We start from the raw sequence: 25070 nt of genomic DNA, 5'->3' as shown, positions 1-25070 counted from the left end.
ACTGATGCGGTCAACTAAGCAACCAATCAGAGGAGGATTTATACTCAATGTTGAGATCAATGTATTCAGGTGTATCGGGCATGAAGGGCTTTCAAACAAAGCTGGACGTTATCGGTAACAACATTGCAAACGTAAATACTACAGGCTTCAAGTCCAGCCGAGTGATGTTCAAGGATATTTTGAGCCAAACCAGCTCGGGCGCAAGTGCACCTGATGCTACGACAACTGCAGGTCAAAATGCCAAGCAGGTAGGTCTAGGGGTGTCCGTCAGCTCGATTGATACGATGCATCTCCCAGGTAGTGCAATGACTACCAATAATCCAACGGATTTGCGGATTAACGGTGACGGTTTTTTCCTGATCAAAATGAATGATGCACAGGAAGTCCCTTATCTGACTCGTGCGGGTGATTTTCACGTAGACGCAAACCGAAATCTGGTGACTTCCGATGGATTTTTTGTAGGGGATGCAGGTGGCGACCCAATCACACTTGCTGACAACGTTACATCGTTCTCCATCTCGCAGGACGGCACGATTGTACAGCAATTAGATGATGGTACAGTAGATAATGGCACGCAAATTGGTATAGCCAGAGTTACTAACCCGGAAGGCTTGGAGAAAATTGGAGGCAGCCTGTATCGTACAACGGTCAACTCCAACATTGATGAACTTGAGCCTGGAGCAGCCAACTCAGAGGGGCGTGGAGCTATCATCGCGGGTCAGCTGGAAATGTCCAACGTTGACTTGACAGGCGAATTTACCGAAATGATCGTAGCTCAGCGTGGATTCCAAGCGAACTCACGTATCATTACGACTTCGGATGAAGTGCTTCAGGAAGTTGTAAACTTGAAACGATAATCTCATTTAAACGCGGAGGAGTAGAGGCTCCTCCGCACCTATCAGGAGGTTGGTGTTACGATGATCCCGTTAACGCGGCTGAACGGCTCGCCTATGTGGCTTAATGCGCTGCTCATTGAGACTGTGGAGGAAACACCGGATACATACGTCACTTTGGTGACGGGGAAACGGTTGATTGTATTGGAAAAAGCGGCAGATGTCGTCTCCTTGATCAAGGGTTACAGCCGTGAAATCGGCATGCATGCCGCCACGATAAAAGTGCAACAAATGGAGGAAGACGAATGAAGAAGATGCTGCCATGGCTCATTACAATTTTACTCGCGATTACTTTGATTGCAGGCGCGGCCTTTGTACTTATACCAGCGCTTAGCGGGAAGAAGTCGGAAGTCATACCGAATGCGCAAGCCGCTCAAGCAGAACAACTTCCAAGATTGTCAGCAGATGAATTGGTGGAAGTAAGCTCTGAAATTACCGGTATCAAAACAAATTTGGCAGACGCAGATTACATTGTGCAGATGAATCTTGCTTTTCAATTGAACGATGCCAAAGCCAAAGAAGCTTTTGAAAAAATCAAGGACATTAGTATTAAGCCTATCGTTATTCAATTACTTGCAGACACCAAACCTGATGAGCTCAGAACGGCTAAAGGCCGGGATCAGTTCAGTGACAAGCTGACGGATCTCATCAATAAGTCGCTCCCTGAAGGTCACCTGGGGAACGCCAAAATTACAGACTTTTTGCTGGCAGCCATTTGATTCCAGGTGATCTTGTCAGGAACACGTAAGGGGGTGAATAACATTGGTGGATGTACTGTCACAAGGGGAAATTGATGCCCTTTTAGCAGCTCTCTCGTCCGGTGAAATGGATGCGGAAGAACTCAAAAAGGAAGAAACCCAAAAGAAAGTTCGCGCTTATGATTTCAAGAGGGCGCTTAGGTTTTCCAAGGACCATATACGAAGTCTGACACGGATACACGAGAACTTTGCACGGTATCTGACCACTTATTTTTCAGCACAGCTTCGTACTTTTGTCCAGATTAATGTCGTTCAGGTGGAGCAGCTTCCATATGATGAATTCATTCGCTCCATTCCGAAAATGACCATTCTAAACATTTTTGAAGCTGAACCACTGGAAGGCCGAATGGTGCTTGAGGTTCACCCGAACGTAGCTTATGCCATGCTGGACAGGCTTCTCGGAGGAACAGGTTCGGCACCAACTAAGGTTACCGCGTTGACCGAAATCGAGACGACGATCATGGAGCGAATTTTCAGCCGTACCTTTGATAGCCTGCAAGAGGCTTGGAAAACGGTACTGGACATTGAACCACGTCTAGAGGCTATGGAAACAAATCCGCAGTTCATGCAGATTGTTTCGCCGAATGAGACGATTGCTCTGATTTCGCTTAGCACCAAAATTGGTGATACCACAGGGATGATTAACCTCTGTATCCCGCACGTGGTATTGGAACCTATTATGGCCAGACTGTCCACGCACCAGTGGTTTACATCCGAAAAGAAATCAAGGGCGCCTGAAGAGATAGACGCCTTGAGATTACGGGTCACCAAAGCAGAGCTTCCTATTATTGCGGAGTTGGGTGAATCCCGGATAAATGTAGCTGAGTTTTTGGGCCTTTCGGTAGGGGATGTCATTTCATTGAACAAGCCAGTCAAAGAAGGACTATCCATCCGGGTAGGCGAGAAGTTGAAGTTTATGGGAAGTCCCGGCATGGTAAGAGATCGTGTTGCCGTACAAATTGATGAAATTGTCAACGAAGGAGTTGAAGAAATTGACGAGTAAAGACTATTTGTCCCAGGAGGAAATTGATGCCTTGCTGAAACAGTCTGAAGCGGGGACGGATTCTACTCCCGCAGGCAAGACCGTTGACGATTTTCTGACTTCTCTGGAGCAGGATGCTCTTGGGGAAATCGGTAATATAACGTTCGGCAGCGCAGCTACGGCTCTTTCCACACTGCTCGGTCAAAAGGTGGATATTACGACACCTAAAGTTTCAATTATTACACGTTCTGAATTTGAAACTGCATTTCCAAAGCCGCACGTAGCCGTACATGTAAATTATGTCGATGGATTTGAAGGCATTAACTCGCTTGTAATTAAAAAGCGTGATGCGCAGGTTATAGCGGATTTAATGCTTGGTGGTGGAGGAAATCCGGCAGATGAAGAATTGAATGAAATTCACATCAGTGCCGTGCAGGAAGCGATGAACCAGATGATGGGATCGTCTGCGACCTCTATGTCTACCATGTTTAATCGTTTTGTTAATATCTCTCCACCAGGGATTGATATTTTGGATCCTCTGCACGGTGATGGAGTATCCAGCCTGCCAGATGAAGAGACGCTGATTACAGTATCCTTCCGGTTATTGATTGGAGATCTGATTGACTCTACACTGATGCAACTGTTACCTGTTAATTTCGCCAAAAAGATGGTGAGCATCTTAATGAATGGCGGAGAGGATGACGAGCAACCGCAAGCGTCCGCACAGCAGGCAGCTGCAACAGCTGCTCCCGAAGCGCCGACACAAGCTAGTACTCCGCAGCCACCGTCTGCACCAGCCTACCAACAGCCGCCTGCAGCCGCGCAGGCGCCGCAAGATGCAGGCTATGGGCAACAACCGCCAATGTATCCTCAAGATCCGGGATATGGGCAGCAGGGCGCTCCAGGGTATGGAACGCCGGGATATGGAATGCCAGCAGGTGTGCCGCCGCAAGTGCCTTATGGAACACCTCATCATTATGGGGCTGTACCGCCGGGACGTAATGTAAATGTGCAGCCTGTACAATTTTCTAACTTGCAGTCCGGTGGATTTCCGCAAGTGGATGAAAACAATTTAAATTTATTGATGGACATTCCCCTTAGAGTCACCGTAGAATTAGGAAGGACCCAAAAGCAAATTAAAGATATTCTGGAGCTTTCACAAGGTTCAATTATTGAACTGGACAAGCTTGCCGGGGAGCCGGTGGACATTATGGTTAACAACAAACTGATTGCCAAGGGCGAGGTTGTCGTAATCGACGAGAACTTTGGCGTGCGTGTAACGGATATTGTAAGCCAATGGGACCGAATTCAAAAATTACAATAAAAGCATAATTTAGGGAGGATTTATTTCAGATGGCAAACCGTATTTTGATCGTGGACGATGCTGCATTTATGAGAATGATGATTCGGGACATCCTGTCCAAAAATGGATTTGAAGTAGTAGGAGAGGCCCAGGATGGATCACAGGCCATTGAAAAATTCAAGGAGCTTCGTCCTGACCTGATTACGATGGATATCACGATGCCTGAGATGGACGGCATTGCCGCTCTGAAGGAAATCAAACAAATTGACCCGAATGCAAAGGTTATCATGTGTTCCGCGATGGGTCAGCAAGCTATGGTAATTGATGCCATTCAAGCTGGCGCAAAAGATTTTATCGTTAAGCCATTCCAATCGGATCGGGTTATCGAAGCCATCAACAAGACACTGGGTGTGTAAGGCGCATCCAGTATGGATACACAACAGGGTGCCTCTGACGCTTTGAGTACATCCAGCAATATAGGAAACATTGCTTGGGTCCTTTTCGTGCTGATCTTTATCATCGTACTGATCGTGTACTTGATACGGTTTTTGAGTAAAAGAAATCAGAGCTGGTTCAGCAACCGCTCCGTTCGCATACTGGGAGGCGTGGGGCTTGGCCCCAATAAATCCCTTCAGCTTGTTGAAGTTGGTAGCAGTGTGTACCTCATTGGTGTGGGAGAAGATATCCGGCTTGTTGACAAAGTATCCGATCCTGAAGAAGTGGAGCAAATTTTGGCCGCACTGGAGCAGGAAGCTTCTCTGCAGCGCGGCCCAATTGCCCCGCTATTCGCTAAAATTGCGGATAAGCTTCGCCGGAACAACGCGGCACAGCAGCAGCAACCTGAAGAGGAAACATCTTTTCATGAGATGTTTGAATCCAAGCTTCGGCAGATGCCGAATCGCAAGGATAAACTTGAAAAGTTGCGCAATGAGGAGAATACTACAGATCGGTCGGGAGATTCATGAGAAAAAAGATTATACTAGCATGTTTGCTGCTTGTCTTGTTCAGCTTCATTTCGGTGACGGCGGCCTCTGCGGAACCGATTCCGAACATTGATATTCAAGTCGGCAATTCGGACAAAGGACAGCCCGGTGCCACCTCGCTGTCTATTATTTTACTTATTACTGTCATTAGTGTAGCGCCCGCGTTGCTTGTACTTATGACAAGTTTTACGCGTATCGTGATTGTACTTGGCTTTGTGCGAACTTCACTGGGAACTCAGCAGATGCCGCCTAATCAGGTGCTTGTTGGACTGGCCTTGTTTCTCACCTTATTTATTATGGCGCCGACCTTCTCAGCTATGAACGAAACTGCGCTTCAGCCGTATCTCAAGGGGGATATAACACAGTCTCAGGCACTAGATAAGGCATCGGTACCGATTAAGACTTTTATGTTCTCTCATACACGTGAGAAGGATCTACTGCTCTTTATGAAATACACCAAGATGGAAAAACCAAAAAACTATCAAGATATTCCACTAACGGTGATGGTTCCGGCATATGCAATCAGTGAGTTGAAAACAGCATTTCAGATGGGCTTTATGATTTTTATACCCTTTTTAGTTATAGACATTGTAGTGTCCAGTACACTCATGGCTATGGGGATGATGATGCTACCACCGGTAATGATCTCGCTTCCTTTTAAAATACTACTTTTCGTACTTGTAGATGGTTGGTATTTGGTCGTCAAATCATTACTTCTGAGTTTTAATACATGAATACTTTCTGCAAGGACAGCAATCAAGGAGGACGGCAATGACTTCGGAGTTTATTATTTCCCTGGCTGGGCAAGCGGTGTACATTGTACTCAAGGTGAGTGCTCCGATGCTGATTTTGGGGCTAGTCGTGGGTTTGATCATCAGTATTTTTCAAGCGACAACTCAAATTCAGGAGCAGACACTGGCCTTTGTTCCGAAGATTGTCGCCGTATTGCTGGCATTGCTTTTGTTCGGGCCCTGGATATTGACCACATTAGTGGACTTTACGTATAACATTCTGGACAATTTGTACAAATATATAGGTTAGGCTGAAAGTTATGAACATATTGTTGCAGAGTTTTCCTGTTTTTTTGCTGATTTTTTGTCGGATTACCTCGTTTTTTGTAGTAGCGCCTATTTTTTCAACCCGAGGGGTACCTAATATCTTTAAGGTGGGAATTTCAGGATTTCTAGCTTTGGTCGTGTATCTTACTTATGGTACGCATCAACAGGTGCCGACCGATGTAGCGTATGTGCTGTTAGTAGGGCGTGAGGTGCTGATTGGGTTGTTGCTGGGGTTTACTGCATATTTGTTCATGACAGCGATCCAAACCGCAGGTTCATTTATAGACCTACAGGTGGGGTTCGGAATGGCCAGTGTATTTGATCCCATGACAGGGGCTTCAACGCCTCTTACGGGTAATTTCAAGTTCGCCATAGCTGTATTGTTCTTTTTGAGCATAAACGGGCATCATCATCTGCTAAACGCTATTTTATACAGTTATGATTGGGTACCACTGACCAATGATTTTTTTATAAAGCTGTATGGTGGCAGTGTAACTGAATTTCTGGTGCGTTCTTTTGCGGAATCATTTATGTTGGCCTTTCAAATTGCTGCTCCCATTGTAGTAGCGACCTTTTTAACGGATGTGGGACTCGGCTTTTTAGCTAAAACAGCACCGCAATTTAACATTTTTGTCATTGGTGTGCCGCTTAAAATTATTGTGGGATTGTTCATGTTATTGCTTCTCATGCCAAGTTTTGCTTTTATATTCGAAAGATTGTTTTCTGTGATGTTCGAATCCATGCGCAACTTGTTGGATATTATGGGTAATCGTCCTTAATGTCTGGTCTGGAGGAACGTAGTTTGTCATTTAAATATGCTATGAACCTGCAGTTGTTCTCAGGGGAAAAAACGGAAAAAGCTACACCCAAGAAGAAACAGGATGCAAGACAAAAAGGGCAGGTTGCCAAGAGCATGGAGTTGCCCGCTGCTGGTGTCTTGCTGGTTACGTTTTTTTGCCTCATGATTTTCGGCGGGTATTTTAAGGATCATGCGGTCCGCTTGTTTCGGGATATTTTTGTGAATCGGCTGTCTATGGAAGTAACACCGAATACAACGCTGCTGATGATGGGTGAGTATGGTGTGCAAATTTTGATTATGCTGGCTCCTATTTTTGTTGGTGCCATTGTCATCGGGATAGCAGCGAATTACATGCAGATCGGTTTTTTATTAACCGGAGAGGGCATTACACCCAAGTTTAGCAAGATTGATCCGATTAAAGGCTTTAAAAATATTTTTTCCATGAGGTCATTGGTTGAATTCCTGAAATCTGTTTTAAAAATGACTGTAATTGGTTATCTGGTGTACAGCGTACTTTGGAAAACAAAGGCTGACCTACCCAAACTAGCTGAGATGTCCGGCGACCAGATGTTGAGTTTTACGGCTTCATTAACAATGGAACTGGGACTCAAAATTGGTGTGGTGCTGTTCATTTTAGCGATATTGGATTATATGTATCAACGTTATGAGCATGAGAAAAATCTGAAAATGTCCAAACAGGACATCAAGGATGAGTACAAGAAAATGGAGGGTGACCCGCTGATCAAAGGGAAAATTCGCGAGCGACAGCGCCGTATGGCTATGCAGCGCATGATGCAGGAGGTTCCTAATGCAGATGTCATCATCACCAACCCTACGCACTTTGCTGTGGCTTTGAAATATGACGGTTCGGAGATGGAAGCGCCGCAGATTATTGCGAAAGGACAAGATTATGTCGCGCTCCGAATTAAGGAAATTGCCAAGCAAAACGGCGTTATAACGATGGAAAACAAGCCGCTGGCGCGGGCGCTGTTTCAAAGAGCCGAAATCGGGGATGCGATACCAGCTGATCTTTTTCAGGCCGTTGCCGAAGTGCTGGCGTATGTATATAAATTAAAAGGTAAAGTGAAATAAAGGGATCGGAGGCCAAGAGACCCGTGAAAATAAAAGATATAACCGTCCTTGCAGGCGTCATCGGTATCGTTCTTATGATGATTCTCCCGATCCCTTCATGGCTGCTGGATGTCCTACTCGTCATTAATATTTCTATTGCTTTAATGATTTTGCTCGTATCAATGAACACGAAGGAAGCTTTACAATTTTCTATCTTTCCTTCATTGCTGCTCATTACAACGTTGTTTCGTTTGGCACTCAACATTTCTACGACCAAACTTATTTTAGGTGAGGGTCATGCCGGCGAAGTAGTTGCTACGTTCGGTAGCTGGATTGCAGGCGGCCAAATTGCCGTCGGCTTTGTTGTCTTTCTCATTCTTGTGGTCGTACAATTCATTGTTATCACCAAAGGATCGGAGCGGGTAGCAGAAGTGGGCGCCCGGTTTACATTGGATGCGATGCCAGGTAAACAAATGAGTATTGATGCTGATTTGAATGCAGGTCTGATTAATGAGCAACAAGCCCGTGAACGACGTAGTAAAATCGAACGGGAAGCGGATTTTTACGGAGCTATGGATGGTGCGAGTAAATTCGTTAAAGGCGATGCGATCGCCAGTATTATCATTTTGATCATTAACCTGGTGGGCGGCTTTATTATCGGTATGGCCGTTCAGGGAAAAGGATTTCAAGAAGCGCTGTCAACGTATTCTGTTCTCACGATCGGTGATGGATTGGTCAGCCAGATTCCCGCGCTGCTCATATCCACCGCATCAGGCTTGATTGTTACGCGGGCTACGTCGGATGGCAACTTGGCAGAAGATTTAACCGGACAGCTCTTTTCATATCCAAAATTGATCTACATAGTGGCTGCCACCATTGCATTATTGGGCCTTTTCACGCCTATTCATATCATTACGACTCTTCCACTTGCGATTCTATTGTTTTTTGCAGCCCGAAGAATGCAGGGCAATATGGAACGCAAGCAAATTGCTGATGAACAGCTGGAGGAGGAGCAACAAATCGAAGAGGTGCGTAGTCCGGAAAGTGTCATTAACTTGCTTCAAGTAGATCCGATTGAATTTGAATTTGGGTACGGGTTGATTCCGTTGGCGGATACACAGCAAGGCGGTGATTTACTGGATCGGATTATTATGATTCGCCGTCAATGCGCCTTGGAGCTGGGGTTGGTTGTGCCGGTCATTCGTATTCGGGACAACATTCAGCTCAAGCCTAACGAATATGTAATTAAAATTAAAGGCAATACGGTAGGCGGCGGAGAACTGTTGTTGAATCATTATCTGGCTATGAGTCCGGGATACGACGACGACTCTATTACAGGGATTGAAACGACAGAACCGGCTTTCGGATTGCCTGCACTCTGGATTGACGAGAACACCAAGGATGTTGCTGAGCTGTCAGGTTATACGGTAGTTGATCCACCTTCAGTTGTAGCTACTCATCTAACAGAGACGATCAAGAAACATGCCCATGAGTTGCTTGGCAGACAGGAAACACGTTCGCTGGTTGACAATCTCAAGGAGAATTACCCAGTGCTGGTGGACGACCTTATTCCTTCTGTGCTTGCGATTGGGGACGTACAAAAAGTGTTGGCCAAGCTGTTGAAAGAAAAAATCTCTATACGCGATATGGTGACTATATTCGAGACACTGGCTGACTATGGTACTTATACAAAAGATCCAGACGTGCTGACTGAATATGTTCGTCAAGCGTTATCACGTCAGATTACGCAGCAATTTGCACAGCAGGGAGAAACGTTGCGCGTTATTACTGTGGGACCAGGATTGGAGAAGAAAATTGCTGAGAGCGTGCAGCAGTCGGAGCAAGGTAGCTATTTGGCTCTTGATCCGGTGTCAACGCAAACGGTGTATCAAAGGATGATGGAGCAAATCAACCGCCTCATTCAATCTGGACAGCAGCCTATTGTGTTAACGTCACCGACAATACGTATGTATTTGCGGCAAGTGATGGAGCGGACGATGCAGGATGTCCCGGTGCTGTCGTACAGTGAGCTGGAGCCGAACGTTGAAATTCAAAGTGTCGGGGTGGTGAACTTATGAGGGTGAAACGATATGTAGTGGATACCATGCCAGAAGCCATGCTGCAAATCAGGGGTGACTTAGGAACAGATGCCGTCATTTTAAGTACAAAGGAAGTGAAGGTCGGCGGTTTTATGGGGATGTTCAGTAAAAAGAAAATTGAAGTGGTTGCTGCAGTTGAGGAGCAGCAACCTCCAAAGCCTCGGCGGGCTGAACGCTCGTCACACCAGCTTGCCCAGGCTTCTTCGCCTCTAATGAACACCCCTGAGAAGCCGGAAAAACCATTAGTCCCTGTGGTCCCCAGACAAGCAGCTCCAGAAGCTTATCGACGGGTTACACAACAGATAGCCGGTAGTTCCAAAGAAGGACAAGCTGAATTAACGGTTAATACAGAACAAGCTGCATCAGCAACTGAGCATTTGTCGCCTAGGTCTGCTAATAACCTGGAGCCTATATCTCAGGCATTTGATCAAGAAGTATTGCTTTCGAACCTGAAATCATCCAGTGAGCTGCATAAACGGCCAATCGAAGCAAGTGTTCCAGACAAGAGTGGAGCTGAGGAAAATCAGGCTTTGCTTAATGAATTACGGGAAATGAAAGCGATGATGACTCGGTTTTCCAGAAACTCTTCGATGGAAAGTACTTGGCCGGAGGCGCTGCAAGAGATTTGTGAGCATGTGTTGGAACAGGAAGTGGAACGTGATTTACTGGAATATTGGATCGAACAGGTATATGTCCGTCGAAGTGAGCACCCTTTTGCACCTGAAACTTTTGATTGGGAACAAGCCTTTCGTGAGGAAGTGACCAGTTTTATACAGACAAGACTGGATAAAGGAATTTCCCAAGATACCAAAATTGTGTATGTTGCAGGCCCTACCGGAGTAGGAAAAACGACAACCATTGCGAAGTTGGCTGCGGAACAGTTGTTCAAGCATCATCGCAAAGTTGGATTTATTACTTCTGACACGTACCGAATTTCAGCCGTCGAGCAACTGCGTACATATGCAACGATTTTAAATGTACCGCTTGAAGTTGTGCAATCTCCCGGTGACGTCCAAAGAGCTATTCAACGTCTGGAGCATTGTGACTTGATCCTCATGGATACTGCAGGGCGAAATTATCGTAATGAACTGCTTGTATCAGAACTGCAAAGTCTGCTTTCACCTATTAATGAAAGTGAGACGTATCTGGTACTCAGCCTGACATCCAAAAGCAGGGATATGCTCAATATAACTGGACATTTCAGTAAGTTTGGTCTTGGTAAGGTTGTATTTACCAAGATGGATGAGACAGGCAGTTGTGGCGGAATGTTTAATCTTTTGCACCAGTTTCCGATGCAGTTGGCCTATATTACTAATGGACAAAATGTTCCTGACGACCTGCTTCATCCCGATGCAGAAATGGTGACAAATATGCTGCTTGGAGCCAAAGGATCATCAGGAGCTAACGGAGATTCCATATGAGTGATCAAGCCCAATCACTTAGACAAATGGCTTCATCCTTGAATAAGTATCGATTACCCCCACGTAATCGTCACGCAAAAATTATAACGATTACCAGTGGTAAAGGCGGGGTGGGCAAATCCAATTTTACGCTGAACTTTGCTTTGGCCCTGCAATCTCTTGGTCGAAAGGTACTTGTGTTTGATGCTGACATCGGTATGGCTAATATTGATGTGTTGATGGGGGCCCACTCACAATACAATCTTCTTCATCTGTTAAAACGTGAAAAATCAATTGATGAAATTATTCAAACGGGTATAGGTGGTTTGCCTTATATCGCCGGAGGTTCAGGTTTAAGCGAACTGTTTGCCTTATCAGATGAGAATCTGAATTATTTTGCTGAAGAAGTAGAAAAAATGGCAGCAGACATGGATTATATTCTTTTTGATACAGGTGCGGGTTTATCCAAGGAAAACCTTAAATTCATCACTTCAGCTGACGAATGTATGGTAGTAACCACCCCAGAACCGACGTCCTTAACAGATGCGTATGCACTAATTAAAGTCGTCAACGGGTTGCAGAAAGATACGGTATTCAAAATTATAGTCAATCGTGCCGATAACGATAATGAGGCCCGTCAAGTTGCTGATAAGATCGCACTTGTTGCGAAACGTTTTTTGGAGATCGAAATCCCGCTGCTTGGACATATCAGTGATGATACTCATGTCATGCAGGCAGTCAAAAGACAAGTACCTTTTATGGTTGCTTTTCCGGGATGTACGGCTTCAAGAGATGTACTGAATCTGGCACACCGTTTTGCAGCAATGCCACAGGTTCCACAATCAGGTGCATTGAGTGGAATTAAAGGATTTATGCAAAAATGGTTGCGGCGTTCTATGCATTGATTTTTGATGAGAGGAAACAGGGGTGTTTAACATGTGTGCTTACCGGGTGCTGGTTGTAGATGATTCGGCCTTTATGCGCAAAATTATTACAGATCTAATTGTAAGGGATGAGTCGTTCAACATCGTAGGTACAGCCGCCAATGGCAGAGAGGCTGTAGAGAAAGTGAAAGAATTGCAGCCTGATTTGGTCACCATGGATGTCGAAATGCCTGAAATGAATGGTCTTGAAGCGTTGCCACTGATTATGGCAGCCCATCCGCTACCTGTCATTATGCTGTCAGGCATCAATGAACAAGGCATGAAGGAGACCATCATGGCTTTGGAGGCAGGGGCTTTTGATTTTATAAGAAAGCCTTCCATTGCTCATGCGCAAGATATTGAGCAGGTGAGCAAGGCGTTGCTCGAACAGATGCATACTGCTATGCAAGCAGTACGCAGCCGCTTGGAGCGCAAGGAAGCTAATGAACGCAAAGCTGCATTGGAACAAGCGAAAAAAACGCCAATGGAAAAGCCACCTGGACAGGCTGTGACTGAGAAACGAGCTGGAAGTCAAGCTTCGGCAGACAAGCCTCCTGTTGTTCCGCTTGCTTCTCCACCTGCTGCATCGGCTCAGCCAAAGAAAGATGCTGGGAAGTCCGTCCCAACAGCTGTCAAGCAGGAAACTAAAAAACAGCTGTCTGGAACAGCTGCTACAGCTGATCGCATAGACAAGCCAGCTGTTCAGCCAAGGAAACCAGTGCAAGCACCTCATGTGCAGAAGAAAGAAGACTTGTCCATGGGTACGGGAATAACGTCGGGACAACTGAAGAGCTCTGATCCGACTGCTGGCAAATCGATGCAGGGTAAGGATAAAGCAGGGTTGGTCAAGCCGGAATCACGGAAGACGGTAACTTCATCAGCATCTTCCACTCCTGCGGCTACAACGCCTCCAGTAACAGCACCTACAGCTCCAGCCGCACCAAAGGGATTGTCACTTAAAAAAGGTGTGCACACGTCCAGCTTTCGAAAACTGGTGGCGGTCGGATGTTCTACGGGCGGACCACGGGCGCTGAAGACGCTGTTGGAGCGCATTCCTGGGGATTTTCCAGCTCCAATCGTTATCGTTCAGCATATGCCGCCAAACTTCACTCGTTCGCTAGCCCAACGTTTGAATACGTTGAGTCCACTACGAGTGGTGGAGGCTGAGCAGGGGATGACGCTGGAGACGGGAACAGCCTACATCGCTCCAGGGGGATATCAGCTAAGAATTGTGCCTGGAGCCGGTGGGAAATACACTGTGTCACTGAAGATGGAGGAGGCTCGCAATGGTCACCGTCCTTCCGTAGATACGATGTTCGAATCACTGCTCTCGTTAACCTCGCTGGAAAGACATCTAGTATTGCTTACTGGAATGGGGAGCGACGGGGCTAAAATGATGAAAAAGCTTTATGACGCTGGGGTTCAATCCACATTTGCTGAAAATGAGGAGACTTGTGTAGTGTACGGAATGCCCCGCTCAGCAGTTGAATTAAAATGTGTGCGCCACCTTCTGCCAATGCAGGAGATCGCCCCCAAGCTTGTACAAGTTGTGAAATAATCGGAGTGTAACTCATGGAGGAGGTGTCTCACAATGGACATGAACCAATATTTAAACATGTTTATTGATGAGTCGAATGATCATCTGCAATCTCTTAACGAAAATATGCTTCAACTGGAAAGCAACCCAACCGATCTAGGCATCGTTCAGGTGATTTTCCGTTCTGCCCATACCCTCAAAGGAATGGCTGCTACGATGGGGTTTGAAGACCTGGCATCGCTCACTCACCAAATGGAAAACGTTCTTGATCTGGTACGTAACAACAAGCTGGCGATGCATGAATTTATATTCGATACCTTATTTAAAGGTTTGGATGCCCTGGAATCGATGGTGCAGCACATTACAGAGGGAGGCGATGGAAAAGCGGATGTCTCCTCTATTGTATCTTCATTACAATCCATCGTGAGCGGGGATTTCCTAAAGTCCGGCTCAAATGCCGCCACTGAGGAGTCTCCTTCTACAAAAGCGGGCACTAACGATAGTGCTGGATTGGTTTTGGACCAATTCCAGTATTCTGTACTGGAGCAATCGATTTCAGAAGGGCATCGTGTTCACTATATACAGGTAACAATCAGTTCAGAGAGCCAGCTGAAGGCAGCACGTGCCTTTATGGTATTTAACACGTTGGAAAACTCTGGCGAAATTGTAAAGGCCTATCCATCCGTACAGGATATCGAGCAGGAAAAATTCGAACAAAGCTTCTCGTTATATTACATAACGCAGAAAGAAGTTGGGGAGCTGGAAAAGGAAATCGCGGGTATTTCTGAAATTGACACTGTCTCAGTGGTACAACTGGATCAGGAATCCCTTAAACAAATGAGCGAAGTTAATGCTGGACTCGCTGAGACAGCGGCGGTACAGGAAGCACCTGTTGCCGTGCAGCCACCTGCTCCATCCCAGCCGCAGTCTCCAGCTGCGGCCTCTGTCGCCAAGCCAGCCGCAGGTAAAGCGCCAGTAGCCAAGGCGGCTGCTCCTACGCACAACCGTACGATTCGCGTAGATATTGAACGTCTGGATGTACTTATGAATTTATTCAGCGAGTTGCTCATTGACCGTGTGCGTTTAGAACAGTTAGCCAGTGAGGCTTCCAATCCAGCACTGACAGAAACGGTTGAGCATATGAGTCGTGTGAGCAGTGATTTGCAAAATGTTGTTCTTAAATTGCGGATGGTACCTGTAGATACTGTTTTCAACCGTTTCCCGCGTATGGTTCGCGATCTGGCCAAGTCGCTGGATAAAAAACTGGAATTGGTTATTACTGGAGCAGAGACTGAAATGGATCGGACTGTTATCGACGAAATTGGCGATCCTCTGGTGCATTTGCTTCGTAACTCCGTGGATCATGGCATCGAGTCAGTGGCCGACCGGATTGCAGCTGGCAAACCAGAAACTGGAACGGTTCAACTGCGTGCTTTTCATAGCGGTAATAACGTATTTATCGAGATTGAGGATGATGGGAACGGGATTAACCGTGAAAAGGTACTAAATAGTGCTATTTCCAAAGGGATTTTGACAGCAGAACAAGCAGCTTCAATGACCGACGAGGAAGCTTATCAAGTATTGTTTGCTCCAGGCTTTAGTACAGCTGCAGTCATTTCAGACGTATCAGGACGCGGTGTCGGTCTGGATGTTGTTAAATCCAAAATCACTGCTTTGGGTGGTAATGTTACGGTTCACTCCACATTGGGCCAGGGCACTAATTTCTCTGTACAATTGCCGCTGACTCTATCCATTATTGCAGCCATGATGATACAGATCGGTTCTGAAAAATATGCGATTCCTTTATCTTCCATTGTGGAAACTGCGATCGTCAAACGTAAGCAAATCCGTTCTGTGCATGGCAATAAGATGATTGCTTTCCGCGATTCTCATATCCCGCTTATCTCCTTGAGTCAGCTGTTTGAGGTACCGGACTTCAACGAAGATGAAGAAGAAGAGACAGAGGTCGTGGTCATCCGTAAGGGAGACCGTCTGGCAGCTCTTTCCGTACAGGACTTTTTGGGACAAAGTGAAATCGTCCTTAAAAATCTGGGCAAGTATCTTCCAAACATCCAAGGAATTTCAGGTGCTACGATTCTGGGTGACGGTCAGGTTGCTTTGATCATTGACCCGAATGTTTTCATTAAATAATGTCTTCATTAAAAATGAAAGAAATGTGAGATTGCTGACATCAATAAGGAGGGTTTTTAGACATGGGAGAAGAAATTAAAGTTATCGTATTTAAGCTTGGTGAAGAAGAATACGGTGTTGAAGTAGAAAAAGTCCAATCTATTGAACGCATGGTGCCGATTACACGCGTTCCGAGAACTTACGATTTTGTTAAAGGCGTATTCAACATGAGAGGCGTGGTTATTCCGGTTATTGATCTTCGTGGCCGTTTTGGATTACCTGAAGCTGAATATACCGATCAAACCCGTATTATTATCGTTGCTGTGGGCGAAATGCAAGTCGGCTTTATCGTGGATTCAGCGAATGATGTAATTGACCTGAATACTGACAACATTGAGACACCACCGGAAGTGGTTGGCGGAGTTAAGGCGAAATACCTTCGCGGAGTTGCTAAAATTGGTGAAGAACGTCTGCTGATCATGCTGAACTTGTCCGAAGTTTTGAACCGTAGCGAAATGAACCAACTGGAAGGTCTAGAGGATTAATATATGGAAAATCTAGGAAATCTTGAAGACTTCAAGTTGGATGTATTGAAAGAAGTCGGCAACATTGGCTCGGGGAACGCTGCTACAGCGCTCTCCCGGCTTCTCAATAAACCAGTCGATATGGGTGTACCCAAAGTGCAAATGCTGCCCTTTGAGGAAATTGCGGACAAAGTCGGCGGAAATGAACAACTTGTTGTTGCAATATTTTTTAGGGTCGAAGGGGAAGCCCCTGGTAATCTATTCTTCATATTGCAACCTCAGGCGGCGAAAAGCTTACTTTCCCGTTTGGCGAATATTCCTTCGGATGACGAGGATAGCTTTAACGAAATGGAGCATTCAGCTCTGTCGGAGATCGGTAATATTTTAGCAGGCTCCTACCTTTCTTCGTTGGCGGATTTCACACGTTTATCCATGTATCCAACAGTCCCTGCGCTGGCACTGGATATGGCAGGAGCCATTCTCAGCTACGGACTGCTGCAGTTTGGGCAGATGGGGGATGCTGCTTTATTGATTGACACATCGTTTCTGGAAGGGCAGAATCAGATTGAGGGTCAATTTTTCCTGATTCCTGATCCAGAATCGTTCGGGAAAATCTTTAGGTCGTTAGGAGTCCCGATGAACGATGATTGAGGATAAAAGCATCATTAAAGTCGGCATGGCAGATTTAAATGTTACCAGCAACCCGAACTCGATTCGCACGACAGGACTTGGCTCCTGCGTCGGATTGACCCTCTATGATCCTCATTTGAAACTGGCAGGCATGGCACATGTGATGTTACCGTCCTCGGATATTGCCCGTGAAGGGCAGTTAAATATTGCCAAATATGCAGATACAGCACTGCCAGAGTTGTTGGAGCGAATGTTGAAACTGGGTGCTGAACGGCGCAGACTGATTGCCAAAATGGCAGGAGGAGCGCAAATGTTTGCCTTTGCGGGTAGCGGAGACACCATGCGGATTGGCCCGCGCAATGTAGAATCGTGCAAGGAAATGCTTGTAGATCTGGGCATTCCTTTAATTGCGGAAGATACGGGTGGCAATTATGGACGAACGATTGAGTTAAACTCTGAAACTGGCGTTTTGAATATTCGAAGCGTACAAAAAGGTGTAAAGGAATTATAAACATGTTATTTGGTAGCTTACGCATTAATCTTTGGTCTGGAGTAGTCGGATTTATTCTGACTTTTGTGTTGTCCGTTGGCAGCAATCTGCTGACCACGAGCTTAATTCGTGGCTTAATCGCCTTCGTTTTTTGGTTCCTACTTGCATTTGTGCTGCGCTGGACACTGGGTGTGGTAGCGCGGCCAGATCTGGGTAATGCCCAAGACCGGGCAAGCTCTCAGGTAGATGGCGTAGGGGGAAATCTGGACCTGACGACACCAGACGAAAATGAAAACCTGAATGAATTGCTGAAACCGAAACCAGAGCAGACGGGCGAGGGGAATAATGGTTTTGCACCTTTAAACCCACCCAAGCTGGTTTCCAACAAGGACCCTGAAGAATTGGCCAAGGCCGTTCGTCACCTGACAGACAAATAAGGAGGGTGAAGCCGATGAACGAGCGAAAAGCCGCTCATTTGAACCATTCCGACCTGTGGGAGCAATGGAAAGAACACGGTGACAAGGAAGCGAAGAAACAGTTAATTGAAAAGTATCTTCATATTGTGGAGTATGTGTCGGGCCGTCTTGCAGTAGGCTTACCTAAAAATGTATCCAAGGATGATCTGGCGAGCAACGGTGTTATGGGTTTGATTGATGCTTTAGAGAAATTTGATTATGAGCGTGGTTTGCAGTTTGAGACTTATGCTTCTTGGCGTGTTCGTGGAGCAATTTTGGATGGCCTTCGTCAAGGAGATTGGGTTCCTCGTTCAGTTAGGGAAAAAGCGAAAAAAATCGAAGACGCCTACCAACATCTAGAACAAAGATATTTACGCACAGTAAGCGACGAAGAGATGAGTCATTATTTGGACGTCTCCGAGAAAGAGTTTCAAAGTATGATCCAGGAGGTCGCCGTGATGTCGATTGTTTCACTGGAGGACCCGATCCGCGAAGAAGAGTCGGAAACACGGCTTTCCCTGTTGGTGGACGAAAAGGCGAAAAATCCGGACCATAAGGTCAATGAATTCACACTTCGTGATGCCTTGGCACAAGGCATTGATAAATTAACTGAAAAAGAGCGTATCGTTGTTTCTTTATTGTATTACGAGGATCTGTCACTCAGCGAAATTGCTGAGGTCATGTCACTTTCTCCTTCGCGAATTTCTCAGTTGCATTCCAAAGCAATATTACGTCTGAGAGCGACACTGGACAAACAACGGGATTTGCTAATGCGTAAAGATTAACGTACGGGAGGTTACAGTAACAGTTAGACGGAAGGAGCACCCATGTGGAGAAGCAGTATGCTTTGGATCAGTTTTTAAAAGTGGTTGTCTCACCTGACAAACAATCCGCCTACTTGGAGTTTGCCAAACGTGAAGAAGGCTTTGCCTGTTCTGTGCAAGAATTAGAACGTTTTCTAAGCAACCAAAAAATATCCTACGGTGTAATTACCGATGCAATTCGCACATTTGCGGCAAATCCGGAAGATCATTTCTTCGGGAAATTACTGATTGCTCAGGGGAAGCAGCCGATTCATGGTACAGATGGGAAAATAAATCTGGCCGATATTGTGACCGGTGAAGATGCACATAAGCCACTTGAAACTGTGGATGGACGGGTGGATTATAAAGAATTAACTCGTTTAAGAAATGTAAAACGTGGACAACTGATTGCCGAACGGGTGGATCCTCTGCCAGGTGTACCAGGGATTGCTGTAACCGGAGAGGAAATTCCTTTTCTTCCAGGTAAAGAGGCGCGTTTTAAAGTTGGCAAAAATGTAGTGATCCATCCGGAAGGCGTTGCGATGTATGCGGCTATTGATGGTTTAGTGACTACAACTGAAAAGGGCAAGCTTAATGTCTTCCCTGTGTATGAAGTGAACGGGGATGTCGATTATAGCGTCGGTAACATTGATTTTGTTGGAACCGTCGTCATTCGCGGGAATGTCTTGACAGGTTTTCGCGTTCGGGCGGCTGGTGACATTCGTGTCATTGGCGGTGTGGAAGGCGCTGAAATTGAGGCGGATGGTTCAGTGGAAATCAGCGGCGGTATTATCGGATACCATAAAGGATTCGTGAAAGCCGCACAAAATGTGAAATGCTCGTTTATACAAGATGGTAACGTGATCGCGGGAGCCGATGTACTTGTATCACAGAGCATCATGCATTCACAGATCAAAGCGAGTAATAATGTAATCTGCGAAGGGACAAAAGGGCTTATCGTAGGTGGCAGTGTACAAGCTGGTAAAAAGGTAGTGGCTCGTACCGTCGGTAATACGATGTCCACAGCTACCAATATTGAAGTGGGTGTGCTTCCCGAACTGCGTGATGAACTGACAGAACTCCGTGCACGGTTGAAGCAACAGACAGACAGCCAGGATAAAACGAACAAGGCTCTCACGATATTGGATCAGCTAGCGGCTGCCGGACAGCTTGCACCTGACAGAATGGCTATGCGAATCAAGCTGACATCTACTAAAAAATCTAATGAACAGGAACTTTTGGAAACCAAGTCCAGAATGCTTGAAATAGAACGAACTTTAGAAGATACGAGCCGCGCCCGGGTAGAAGTGAAAAATGTGATTTATGGTGGCTCTAAGATAGTTATCGGCAGATATACAAAATTTATTAAAGATTCTTTGGAAAGAATGGCGTTTTATTACCATGAGGGAGATATCAGCATGTCCTCCTACATGTAATTCATTACACTGATAATAATTCAATTTATTATATTTCTCGGTAGTCTGATACGGATGCCCAATCGGAAAGGGTGTGGTCCAATGAGCTTGAAGGCTGTTGAATTGCAAATTGCTGTACCTCGCACTAGTGAAGCAGGGAAATACCATAGTGAGTTTCAGCAGCGACCGATGAATGACCAGGCATTACTTGGACAAAAGACTGCGCTGGAGACGGAGAACATGCGTCAGCGAAGCGGTGCCATAGACCAGTCTGCAGAAACATTCGTCGGTGAGAGGCAAACAGGTGAGCAGAGTAGAGATTCTTCCCAGCAGAGTCGCTCCCGCTCAGATGAGACTGAGCTGCCTAAGGAGCATCCGGCAGAGCATCCGTATAAGGGACATCATATTGATTTTTCGCTCTGATCCGATGGGTGGAGAAGCGTTATAAAAGGAGACGATGGGCAGTGGATCAACCATGGATTTATATTGTTCTGCTGGGAGCCGCAGCTGTTGTCTACGCCTGGCTTATGCCAAAGCGCCAGCCAAGCCGGGGAACAGAAGAGGCCGTCGTTCAAAAGGTTGAGGCTACATTGGAGCAATATATGGCCGATATTGAAAACGACAATGACGAGTTGATTGAACTCGTATCTGGTATGAAGCAGGAGCACGCGGTTAAGCAGGCAGCATTACAGGAGCAAGTAACTGAGCTTCGGAATCGTATTGTGGAGCTTGAGCGTCAGGCAATGCTTGCTACCGTCTCTATGCCAATCTCAGATTCAGAAGCTTCTATCGTAACTTTGGAGGAGCAAACGGCATTGCAAGAGCCTCAAACTGAGCAGGAACAAGAGTCCATCCGAGATCGTTATCAAGAGTTGTTCGCGATGCATGAGCAAGGCAAGTCGGTGGATTATATAGCCAAGCAATCAGGCATCCAGCGGGGCGAAGTACAGCTCATATTACAACTCGCGGAACGGGAGGATGTGACATGATCAAAAACCGCTCATTTATGTTAGGCATGGGTACGGGTCTTATAATGGGGGCATTGTTGTTGCAACTGGCAATAATTGGTCAGGGGCAGTCGCAGCAATCTTCGACAGACCCGAAAAACATGACGCGAGAACAACTAGAGAAGGCAGCAGCCGAGTTAAATCTTCAGATCAGTGACAGTTCTGATCCGAAAATGACAGAAGAGGAATGGCGTAATAAGCTGATCAAGGAAGGCAACAAGACTCCCGTTGCACCTCAAAAGGCTAAACCAGCTCAAACGCCTTCAACACCAAAGGTACCTGCAAACAGCACATCCTCGGCTGCTTCTAAGCCTTCGACTAGCACGTCGGTACCACAAAGTCCGAACAAGCCACAAACTCAAAGAGCTGGCACTATAACCACTCCCGATATTCCCAAGCAGCCTGCCACCCCACAAGTGCAATATAGCATTGCATCGGGGAGTAATTTAAGAAGTGTGGCATCTGGATTGGAACGGGCTGGAGTCGTATCGGATGCTAGTGCATTTGAGGCAGCAGCTAAGGCTAAAAAAATCAATACCAAAATTCGTACAGGCACCTATCAGTTTGCTAAAGGTGAGGATTTCAGTTCTATTATTACTAAAATAACGAAGAAGCCGTCCAACTGACCTAATCGGGAAGAGGACGGCTTTTTATTTTTTTTCGATGCGAATAAAGAATTTTCTTAGTGTTTAGTTCAAAAGCGGGGATCCCCCCCTATAATAGCTTACAACATAGCCTATTGTAATTCAGAGCTAGTGGATATAAAAAAAGACCCCTGAAGGATTCTAAGGTCATCTCATGGCGGCTTACACCACGATGTATTGTTAAAACTGCCCTCAATCCGGATCAATGCAGCTCTACCGAGAGGGGGCATTATCGCCTTAATTCTCGGGTATAAATATTTGCCGAAATCCGGCCGTCATGAGGCGCCGAATCTGGACGTCATCGGCATGTGCCCGCGCCAATCGCCTTCTCCATGCTGGCGTATGGTGTAAGCGAAGTCGGCACCAGCTGGTCCAAGGCTTCGACGATCACGGGCTTGACCATCGGCGGCATTGCGCTCATCCTTTTCATCTTCGTGGAACTGGCACAGAAGCAGCCGCTGCTGGAGCTGAAGGCGTTCAAATCGTCTGATTTTACACGCAGCATCATCTTGACGTGGATCGTACAGCTCGCGTTGTTCGGCGCAATGCTGATCGTACCGCTGTACCTGCAAGGCGTCATGCACTACACCGTCCTTGAAACCGGCTGGATCCTGATGCCTTATGCGTTATGCGCAACCCGATCAGCGGCCGGCTGTTCGACAAAATCGGCGCGCGTCCGCTCGCCTTCGCCGGTCTTGCCGTCCTATCCATTTCTCTATTCATCTTGTCCAATATATCTGTGGATCCTTCGCTCTGAGTTATTATCTTATGCATCTGCACCATGGGTCTCGGAATGGGCTTCTCCATGATGCCGCTCAACACGCATGTTCTGAACTCTGCACCTCACCGCCTGGTGAGCCGAGTCACACCATTGACAACAGCAGCTCAGCAAGTTGTTCTCTCGTTGCGGTCGTGGGTCTGACGGGTTATCTGCCGTCGCAAATCACTTCCCACACCGCAAATGCGGGAGCGGACGCGAATCCGCTGAATGCTGTCGTTACGGGTTATGGCGATACGTTTTTCCTATCCGCGTGCCTTACGGCTGCGGCTGTAGCACTGTCGCTCCTTTTGCGTAAACCGCAGCAGTAGGAAGAAGGTACCGCCGACGGGGACAACCCGGACCCGGCGATGATGGGTCACTAATCGCGAATCGGTACGATTTTATTCGTGTGCAAAAAGCCTTGGCCGTTAGTCGGTCAAGGCTTTTTGCTGGTACGCCCAGCATGGCGTCGTCTATATATAAAAGACTAGCACAGATGCGGCTAATAGGGCACATATTGGAACTATCCTGCCCGTTCAATGCAGTGCGAGAGTCTAACACTTTATTTTCACAAACATTTTGCTAAGAAGCCAGGCAGATGGAAGTGTACGGACGTTTTTCACACGGTTTCGACTATTGTCGAAAAGCTGGTTGCAACGCTGCAAGTGTTATGGTATATTAATTGACGGTGTTAAAAACGCACGTCGGTTAATTTTATAGAGGGTGCTTCCAATAGGAAGTCTTTATAAAAAATGATGTCGGCGGAGGACACACAAAAAAACCAAACTTAGGAGGTGCGTGAAGATGGCAGTAATCTCCATGAAACAGCTTTTGGAAGCTGGGGTTCACTTTGGTCACCAAACACGTCGCTGGAACCCGAAAATGGATCGTTATATCTTCACTGAAAGAAACGGTATTTACATCATTGACTTGCAAAAGACAGTGAAAAAGGTTGAGGAAGCTTACAACTTCGTAAAAAGCATTGCAGCTGAGAATGGTACAATCCTGTTCGTAGGCACGAAGAAACAAGCACAAGATTCCGTTAAAGAAGAAGCAGCTCGCGCTGGTCAATTCTACATCAACCAACGCTGGTTGGGTGGTACACTGACTAACTTCCAAACCATTCAAAAACGTATTGATCGTTTGAAACAATTGGAAGCTTGGGAAGAAGATGGTACATTTGCTGTTCTTCCTAAAAAAGAAGTTATCATTCTTCGCAAAGAAAAAGATCGTCTTGAAAAATTCTTGGGTGGTATCAAAAACATGAAGGGCCTTCCAAGTGCTCTGTTCATCATTGATCCGCGCAAAGAACGTATCGCGGTTGCTGAAGCTCGCAAATTGGGTATCCCAATCGTAGGTATCGTTGATACAAACTGCGATCCAGACGAAATCGACTATGTTATCCCAGGTAATGACGACGCGATCCGCGCTGTTAAATTGCTGACAGGTAAAATGGCTGATGCAGTTATGGAAGCTAACCAAGGCGAAGAAACTACAGCATAATATTTCCGATCGGAAATACCTATACGAATTAAATGAAAAGGGTGGTTGGTAGGTGGAAAACCTCTCACTACCCTTTTTTTAAGGAATAAAGCTCGTATATACAACTGAAAATTAAATTTGGAGGGAAATAATATGGCAGTTAATGCTAGCGCAGTAAAAGAGCTTCGTGAAAAAACAGGCGCAGGAATGCTGGATTGTAAAAAAGCGCTTGAAGAAGCAAATGGTGATTTGACAAAAGCGGTTGAAGTTCTGCGTGAAAAAGGACTTGCAGCTGCAGCCAACAAAGCAGGCCGTATTGCTACTGAAGGCGTTGTTGAATCCTACATCCATGCTGGCGGCCGTATCGGCGTGCTGGTAGAAGTAAACTGCGAAACAGACTTCGTAGCGAAAACTGACCAGTTCAAAGATTTTGTTCGTGACATTGCAATGCATATCGCTGCATCGAACCCTCGTTATGTTCGTCGCGAAGAAGTGCCACAGGAAGAGATTGAAAAAGAAAAAGAAATCCTGAAAGCACAAGCTTTGAACGAAGGTAAACCAGAAAAAATCGTTGAAAAAATGGTTGAAGGCCGCATCGGTAAATTCTACGAAGAATTCTGCTTGCTGGAGCAATCTTTCATTAAAGATCCAGACAAAACAATCTCCACACTGATCAACGAGAAAATCAGTACGATTGGTGAAAACATCTCCGTACGCCGCTTTGTTCGTTTCGAACTGGGTGAAGGTCTGGAGAAAAAAGAAGACAACTTCTACGAAGAAGTTATGTCTCAAGTGAAACAATAATTACCAACGATCGGTAAATGCATATGAATAAACAGAAATGGAACACATCAGTGTTCCATTTCTTGCAACAGGACACCTATCCTGTTACATAAATAATATATGAAATTGGAGGGTGATCAT

28 protein-coding genes are annotated in these 25070 nt (G+C 46.0%); all 28 read left to right on the top strand.

Annotation, left to right across the window (positions count from 1 at the left end; translation table 11 throughout):
- Positions 1-47: 47 nt before the first annotated feature.
- The 28 genes from flgG (at position 48) to tsf (ending at position 24950) form a co-directional block, all read left to right on the top strand.
- The gene (gene flgG, locus C0638_RS23245; protein ID WP_040101570.1) at positions 48-857 is read left to right on the top strand and encodes a flagellar basal body rod protein FlgG; all 810 of its coding nucleotides are present in this window, start codon (positions 48-50) and stop codon (positions 855-857) included.
- A gap of 60 nt (positions 858-917) precedes the next feature.
- On the top strand, positions 918-1142 hold the full coding sequence (locus C0638_RS23240) for a flagellar FlbD family protein (RefSeq protein ID WP_013309896.1): 225 nt from the start codon (positions 918-920) through the stop codon (positions 1140-1142).
- The gene (locus C0638_RS23235; RefSeq protein WP_013370684.1) at positions 1139-1612 is read left to right on the top strand and encodes a flagellar basal body-associated FliL family protein; all 474 of its coding nucleotides are present in this window, start codon (positions 1139-1141) and stop codon (positions 1610-1612) included. Before C0638_RS23240 ends, C0638_RS23235 begins: the two co-directional genes overlap by 4 nt.
- Positions 1613-1655: 43 nt before the next feature.
- On the top strand, positions 1656-2654 hold the full coding sequence (gene fliM / locus C0638_RS23230; protein ID WP_013370685.1) for a flagellar motor switch protein FliM: 999 nt from the start codon (positions 1656-1658) through the stop codon (positions 2652-2654).
- Positions 2644-3957 (top strand): flagellar motor switch phosphatase FliY, encoded by a 1314-nt coding sequence (gene fliY, locus C0638_RS23225; RefSeq protein WP_040101569.1) that lies wholly within the window; start codon positions 2644-2646, stop codon positions 3955-3957. The genes fliM and fliY overlap by 11 nt, the downstream gene beginning before the upstream one ends.
- A gap of 29 nt (positions 3958-3986) precedes the next feature.
- On the top strand, positions 3987-4352 hold the full coding sequence (locus C0638_RS23220) for a response regulator (protein ID WP_013370687.1): 366 nt from the start codon (positions 3987-3989) through the stop codon (positions 4350-4352).
- 12 nt (positions 4353-4364) lie between these two features.
- A complete protein-coding gene (locus C0638_RS23215) occupies positions 4365-4901 on the top strand; it encodes a flagellar biosynthetic protein FliO (protein ID WP_013370688.1) in 537 nt (178 codons plus the stop codon).
- A complete protein-coding gene (gene fliP / locus C0638_RS23210; RefSeq protein ID WP_013309901.1) occupies positions 4898-5653 on the top strand; it encodes a flagellar type III secretion system pore protein FliP in 756 nt (251 codons plus the stop codon). The genes C0638_RS23215 and fliP overlap by 4 nt, the downstream gene beginning before the upstream one ends.
- 37 nt (positions 5654-5690) lie before the next feature.
- The gene (fliQ, locus tag C0638_RS23205; RefSeq protein ID WP_007430038.1) at positions 5691-5960 is read left to right on the top strand and encodes a flagellar biosynthesis protein FliQ; all 270 of its coding nucleotides are present in this window, start codon (positions 5691-5693) and stop codon (positions 5958-5960) included.
- 10 nt (positions 5961-5970) lie between these two features.
- Positions 5971-6756, top strand: coding sequence for a flagellar biosynthetic protein FliR (fliR, locus tag C0638_RS23200; protein ID WP_014599665.1), 786 nt, complete (start codon positions 5971-5973; stop codon positions 6754-6756).
- The gene (gene flhB / locus C0638_RS23195; protein WP_019686992.1) at positions 6756-7868 is read left to right on the top strand and encodes a flagellar biosynthesis protein FlhB; all 1113 of its coding nucleotides are present in this window, start codon (positions 6756-6758) and stop codon (positions 7866-7868) included. The genes fliR and flhB overlap by 1 nt, the downstream gene beginning before the upstream one ends.
- Before the next feature lie 23 nt (positions 7869-7891).
- Positions 7892-9925, top strand: coding sequence for a flagellar biosynthesis protein FlhA (gene flhA / locus C0638_RS23190; RefSeq protein ID WP_040101567.1), 2034 nt, complete (start codon positions 7892-7894; stop codon positions 9923-9925).
- A complete protein-coding gene (gene flhF, locus C0638_RS23185; protein ID WP_102163812.1) occupies positions 9922-11367 on the top strand; it encodes a flagellar biosynthesis GTPase FlhF in 1446 nt (481 codons plus the stop codon). Before flhA ends, flhF begins: the two co-directional genes overlap by 4 nt.
- Positions 11364-12251 carry a MinD/ParA family protein gene (locus C0638_RS23180; RefSeq protein WP_102163810.1) on the top strand — a complete coding sequence of 296 codons (888 nt, stop codon included), beginning with the start codon at positions 11364-11366 and terminating at the stop codon, positions 12249-12251. Before flhF ends, C0638_RS23180 begins: the two co-directional genes overlap by 4 nt.
- A gap of 31 nt (positions 12252-12282) precedes the next feature.
- Positions 12283-13827 carry a chemotaxis protein CheB gene (locus tag C0638_RS23175; protein ID WP_102163807.1) on the top strand — a complete coding sequence of 515 codons (1545 nt, stop codon included), beginning with the start codon at positions 12283-12285 and terminating at the stop codon, positions 13825-13827.
- A gap of 33 nt (positions 13828-13860) precedes the next feature.
- Positions 13861-15957 carry a chemotaxis protein CheA gene (locus tag C0638_RS23170; RefSeq protein WP_102163805.1) on the top strand — a complete coding sequence of 699 codons (2097 nt, stop codon included), beginning with the start codon at positions 13861-13863 and terminating at the stop codon, positions 15955-15957.
- A gap of 62 nt (positions 15958-16019) precedes the next feature.
- Positions 16020-16481 carry a chemotaxis protein CheW gene (locus C0638_RS23165; protein WP_013370696.1) on the top strand — a complete coding sequence of 154 codons (462 nt, stop codon included), beginning with the start codon at positions 16020-16022 and terminating at the stop codon, positions 16479-16481.
- 3 nt (positions 16482-16484) lie between these two features.
- Positions 16485-17111 (top strand): chemotaxis protein CheC, encoded by a 627-nt coding sequence (locus tag C0638_RS23160; RefSeq protein ID WP_013309909.1) that lies wholly within the window; start codon positions 16485-16487, stop codon positions 17109-17111.
- Positions 17104-17601, top strand: coding sequence for a chemotaxis protein CheD (locus C0638_RS23155; protein ID WP_013370698.1), 498 nt, complete (start codon positions 17104-17106; stop codon positions 17599-17601). The genes C0638_RS23160 and C0638_RS23155 overlap by 8 nt, the downstream gene beginning before the upstream one ends.
- A 2-nt stretch (positions 17602-17603) precedes the next feature.
- Entirely contained in the window at positions 17604-18017 is a 414-nt protein-coding gene (locus tag C0638_RS23150) for a hypothetical protein (protein ID WP_058710528.1), read from the top strand.
- Positions 18018-18031: 14 nt separating this feature from the next.
- The gene (locus tag C0638_RS23145) at positions 18032-18820 is read left to right on the top strand and encodes a FliA/WhiG family RNA polymerase sigma factor (RefSeq protein WP_025677638.1); all 789 of its coding nucleotides are present in this window, start codon (positions 18032-18034) and stop codon (positions 18818-18820) included.
- Positions 18821-18864: 44 nt separating this feature from the next.
- Entirely contained in the window at positions 18865-20274 is a 1410-nt protein-coding gene (locus tag C0638_RS23140; protein WP_040101559.1) for a flagellar assembly protein A, read from the top strand.
- 81 nt (positions 20275-20355) lie between these two features.
- Positions 20356-20676: a hypothetical protein gene (locus C0638_RS23135; RefSeq protein ID WP_058710527.1), complete on the top strand. Its 321-nt coding sequence runs from the start codon at positions 20356-20358 to the stop codon at positions 20674-20676.
- Between the two features lie 41 nt (positions 20677-20717).
- Positions 20718-21242: a DUF6115 domain-containing protein gene (locus C0638_RS23130; RefSeq protein WP_013370703.1), complete on the top strand. Its 525-nt coding sequence runs from the start codon at positions 20718-20720 to the stop codon at positions 21240-21242.
- Positions 21239-21886: an endolytic transglycosylase MltG gene (locus C0638_RS23125; RefSeq protein ID WP_013370704.1), complete on the top strand. Its 648-nt coding sequence runs from the start codon at positions 21239-21241 to the stop codon at positions 21884-21886. The genes C0638_RS23130 and C0638_RS23125 overlap by 4 nt, the downstream gene beginning before the upstream one ends.
- Positions 21887-22212: 326 nt before the next feature.
- The gene (locus tag C0638_RS23120) at positions 22213-22713 is read left to right on the top strand and encodes a hypothetical protein (RefSeq protein ID WP_051507722.1); all 501 of its coding nucleotides are present in this window, start codon (positions 22213-22215) and stop codon (positions 22711-22713) included.
- A gap of 755 nt (positions 22714-23468) precedes the next feature.
- Complete coding sequence (rpsB, locus tag C0638_RS23110) at positions 23469-24167, top strand: 30S ribosomal protein S2 (RefSeq protein ID WP_013309916.1); 699 nt, start codon at positions 23469-23471, stop codon at positions 24165-24167.
- A 132-nt stretch (positions 24168-24299) separates the two neighbouring features.
- Entirely contained in the window at positions 24300-24950 is a 651-nt protein-coding gene (gene tsf / locus C0638_RS23105) for a translation elongation factor Ts (protein ID WP_013370709.1), read from the top strand.
- The last annotated feature ends 120 nt before the right edge of the window (positions 24951-25070 follow it).

This window comes from Paenibacillus sp. lzh-N1 (assembly GCF_002872435.1).
Classification (GTDB): domain Bacteria; phylum Bacillota; class Bacilli; order Paenibacillales; family Paenibacillaceae; genus Paenibacillus; species Paenibacillus polymyxa_C.
Note: the sequence above shows the minus strand (reverse complement) of the source record. Positions and strands in the feature narration are given on the sequence as shown.

What these genes read in the sequence shown, in the direction of transcription:
- flgG (WP_040101570.1), top strand. Translation starts at nt 48, where the DNA reads ATGTTGAGATCAATGTATTCAGGTGTATCGGGCATGAAGGGCTTTCAA.
- C0638_RS23240 (WP_013309896.1), top strand. Translation starts at nt 918, where the DNA reads ATGATCCCGTTAACGCGGCTGAACGGCTCGCCTATGTGGCTTAATGCG.
- C0638_RS23235 (WP_013370684.1), top strand. Translation starts at nt 1,139, where the DNA reads ATGAAGAAGATGCTGCCATGGCTCATTACAATTTTACTCGCGATTACT.
- C0638_RS23220 (WP_013370687.1), top strand. Translation starts at nt 3,987, where the DNA reads ATGGCAAACCGTATTTTGATCGTGGACGATGCTGCATTTATGAGAATG.
- C0638_RS23215 (WP_013370688.1), top strand. Translation starts at nt 4,365, where the DNA reads ATGGATACACAACAGGGTGCCTCTGACGCTTTGAGTACATCCAGCAAT.
- fliP (WP_013309901.1), top strand. Translation starts at nt 4,898, where the DNA reads ATGAGAAAAAAGATTATACTAGCATGTTTGCTGCTTGTCTTGTTCAGC.
- fliQ (WP_007430038.1), top strand. Translation starts at nt 5,691, where the DNA reads ATGACTTCGGAGTTTATTATTTCCCTGGCTGGGCAAGCGGTGTACATT.
- fliR (WP_014599665.1), top strand. Translation starts at nt 5,971, where the DNA reads ATGAACATATTGTTGCAGAGTTTTCCTGTTTTTTTGCTGATTTTTTGT.
- flhB (WP_019686992.1), top strand. Translation starts at nt 6,756, where the DNA reads ATGTCTGGTCTGGAGGAACGTAGTTTGTCATTTAAATATGCTATGAAC.
- flhF (WP_102163812.1), top strand. Translation starts at nt 9,922, where the DNA reads ATGAGGGTGAAACGATATGTAGTGGATACCATGCCAGAAGCCATGCTG.
- C0638_RS23180 (WP_102163810.1), top strand. Translation starts at nt 11,364, where the DNA reads ATGAGTGATCAAGCCCAATCACTTAGACAAATGGCTTCATCCTTGAAT.
- C0638_RS23175 (WP_102163807.1), top strand. Translation starts at nt 12,283, where the DNA reads ATGTGTGCTTACCGGGTGCTGGTTGTAGATGATTCGGCCTTTATGCGC.
- C0638_RS23170 (WP_102163805.1), top strand. Translation starts at nt 13,861, where the DNA reads ATGGACATGAACCAATATTTAAACATGTTTATTGATGAGTCGAATGAT.
- C0638_RS23165 (WP_013370696.1), top strand. Translation starts at nt 16,020, where the DNA reads ATGGGAGAAGAAATTAAAGTTATCGTATTTAAGCTTGGTGAAGAAGAA.
- C0638_RS23160 (WP_013309909.1), top strand. Translation starts at nt 16,485, where the DNA reads ATGGAAAATCTAGGAAATCTTGAAGACTTCAAGTTGGATGTATTGAAA.
- C0638_RS23155 (WP_013370698.1), top strand. Translation starts at nt 17,104, where the DNA reads ATGATTGAGGATAAAAGCATCATTAAAGTCGGCATGGCAGATTTAAAT.
- C0638_RS23150 (WP_058710528.1), top strand. Translation starts at nt 17,604, where the DNA reads ATGTTATTTGGTAGCTTACGCATTAATCTTTGGTCTGGAGTAGTCGGA.
- C0638_RS23145 (WP_025677638.1), top strand. Translation starts at nt 18,032, where the DNA reads ATGAACGAGCGAAAAGCCGCTCATTTGAACCATTCCGACCTGTGGGAG.
- C0638_RS23135 (WP_058710527.1), top strand. Translation starts at nt 20,356, where the DNA reads ATGAGCTTGAAGGCTGTTGAATTGCAAATTGCTGTACCTCGCACTAGT.
- C0638_RS23125 (WP_013370704.1), top strand. Translation starts at nt 21,239, where the DNA reads ATGATCAAAAACCGCTCATTTATGTTAGGCATGGGTACGGGTCTTATA.
- rpsB (WP_013309916.1), top strand. Translation starts at nt 23,469, where the DNA reads ATGGCAGTAATCTCCATGAAACAGCTTTTGGAAGCTGGGGTTCACTTT.
- tsf (WP_013370709.1), top strand. Translation starts at nt 24,300, where the DNA reads ATGGCAGTTAATGCTAGCGCAGTAAAAGAGCTTCGTGAAAAAACAGGC.